Source organism: Rhizobium ecuadorense (genome assembly GCF_001187535.1).
In the GTDB taxonomy this organism is placed as follows: domain Bacteria; phylum Pseudomonadota; class Alphaproteobacteria; order Rhizobiales; family Rhizobiaceae; genus Rhizobium; species Rhizobium ecuadorense.
This window is the reverse complement of record NZ_LFIO01001651.1, coordinates 1-279: the sequence shown is the minus strand read 5'-3', so window position 1 is coordinate 279 and position 279 is coordinate 1. Positions and strand designations below refer to the sequence as shown.

The 279-nt window shown below is 62.7% G+C and carries 1 pseudogene; it reads right to left on the bottom strand.

Annotated features, from left to right (window positions below):
• A pseudogene (locus AF337_RS32890) lies at positions 1-279 on the bottom strand (hypothetical protein); the annotation flags it as partial.

Genomic DNA, 279 nt, shown 5'->3' with positions numbered 1-279 from the left:
GCGCCCGAATTGACGTCAGATCGGCGGCGGCCCAATATTTTTCGCCCCGATGGCGCTGGCAGCGATAGCCGCCAATATAGGTCTGCCCGATCGTACCGTGCCACACCGTTCGGATGCCGAAGACAGACCAGGCCGGCAGGGCGCTTGGCAGCGTCACTTGCCCGTAGACAATGCCGGTCGACGCCGTCACGGTCGCGGCCGCGTTGCCGCCGAAGAGCACCGGGTATTCCGTGCCGTTCGGATGGATGAAAAACACCTCATCGATGGCAATATCGGCAT